Origin of the sequence: Pseudoalteromonas sp. UBA2102 (assembly GCF_002331165.1) — a bacterium.
GTDB lineage: Bacteria > Pseudomonadota > Gammaproteobacteria > Enterobacterales > Alteromonadaceae > Pseudoalteromonas > Pseudoalteromonas atlantica.
The window spans coordinates 23839-25430 of record NZ_DCYU01000126.1; the positions used below are offsets into that span (position 1 = coordinate 23839).

General features: G+C 39.0%; 4 tRNA genes. 1 reads left to right on the forward strand and 3 read right to left on the reverse strand.

The window, feature by feature from the left end:
- Positions 1–31: 31 nt before the first annotated feature.
- The 3 genes from B2R65_RS16900 to B2R65_RS16910 form a co-directional block, all read right to left on the reverse strand.
- Positions 32–107, reverse strand: a tRNA-Glu gene (locus B2R65_RS16900).
- 141 nt (positions 108–248) lie between these two features.
- Positions 249–324 (reverse strand) — tRNA-Glu (locus B2R65_RS16905).
- A gap of 36 nt (positions 325–360) precedes the next feature.
- Positions 361–436, reverse strand: a tRNA-Ala gene (locus B2R65_RS16910).
- Positions 437–1396: 960 nt separating this feature from the next.
- Between B2R65_RS16910 and B2R65_RS16915 the strand changes: the two genes are divergently transcribed.
- Positions 1397–1472, forward strand: a tRNA-Val gene (locus B2R65_RS16915).
- Positions 1473–1592 lie beyond the last annotated feature (120 nt).

Below are 1592 nucleotides of genomic sequence, written 5' to 3' on the forward strand. Positions count from 1 at the left end.
TTAATAACACTACCCTACTATAAATAGTAAGTGGCGTCCCCAAGGGGATTCGAACCCCTGTTACCGCCGTGAAAGGGCGGTGTCCTAGGCCTCTAGACGATGGGGACACTAAAAAGTGTCACTAGGACAATTGATAAGTTTAACTCATATCATGAGGTGCTAAGGTAATACGTTTAATACACATAAAGACTCGAGCTTTAAGTGTTACGCTATTCTCTTGGTAAAACCACGCCTAACTATTTGTTAGATGGCGTCCCCAAGGGGATTCGAACCCCTGTTACCGCCGTGAAAGGGCGGTGTCCTAGGCCTCTAGACGATGGGGACACAGAAAACTGCTACCCTAGGACATGCACAAAGATTTGGTGGAGCTATGCGGGATCGAACCGCAGACCTCTTCGCTGCCAGCGAAGCGCTCTCCCAGCTGAGCTATAGCCCCAAACCTTTTAATACCTAACGTGTTTAACACGTTGTGTATCGCTGAGTGCGGGGCGCATTCTATGCACCCCCCAAAATAAAGTCAACAGTTTTTTATGCCACTTTATTTAAATGGTTTAATTTTCAACAAACTGGCTATCAGACATGCAAAAAAATACAATTTCGACAAAATTTGGCCTGTACTTCATCTCACAGTACTATAAACAGGTTAATTATCTATTTATACCTCGTTGATGAAGTAATAATGTTTAACATAAAAGGTATACATTTATATGCAAATTGAGTTGGGGTTAAAAAAGTACTAAAACCAAGGCTAAACCCCGCATTTAAGTGTGTTATTAAAATGCGAGGGCTCTATTCGATAACCTTATTATTAAATGCTCAACCCTTCCCTTTTTAAGTTGCTTGTACACACATATAAAAATTGAAGTGAATTAGGCCGTCGTTAAAAGTGCTAGCAAATAACTCGTGCTGTTTTTAAGCACTATGTTCCAGTTTGGGTAATAGGCTCTTTTTTGTTGTCATTGTGCCAAAACCCATGGCGTTAATTAAAGTTTATTCGCACTAATGGCAATACAGATAACTGCTTATGCCCTTTAACGTGTTCGTACCTTTTAAAAAGTACCGTATACCAGTTCAATAATTTAAAACCTTATATAGTCATAAATCTTCTTTTTGATAAAACGTCACGCTTACTGTATCAATTTCAACATCGCCTTTTATTAGCTTATTTAAGCAATGCTTTTTATTGTAAGTAAAAATAAGGCAGGCACTTAGTTCAGATTCAGCTGTTAATTTACCCTAACAACTTAAATTTGATGATAAAGTAAACGCCAACCACCCTGCACTGTTTATAAAACCTTCATTCAGCACATTTTTATCATTCAAGTGTTGACACATTTGCAACTCTATCTATAATAGCGCCCCACAACAACGCAGCAATGTAATGTTGTTTAGATGTGGGTGATTAGCTCAGTTGGGAGAGCATCGCCCTTACAAGGCGAGGGTCACTGGTTCAAGTCCAGTATCACCCACCACTTTATTAAGTGTACACATCTAAAATTCTATATGAGTTGTTAGCTCAGTTAGAAAAGAGAGCGTCACTGCTTTAAGTAAAAGAAGGTGAGGTTCACTGGTTAAAGTCCAGTACTATTATT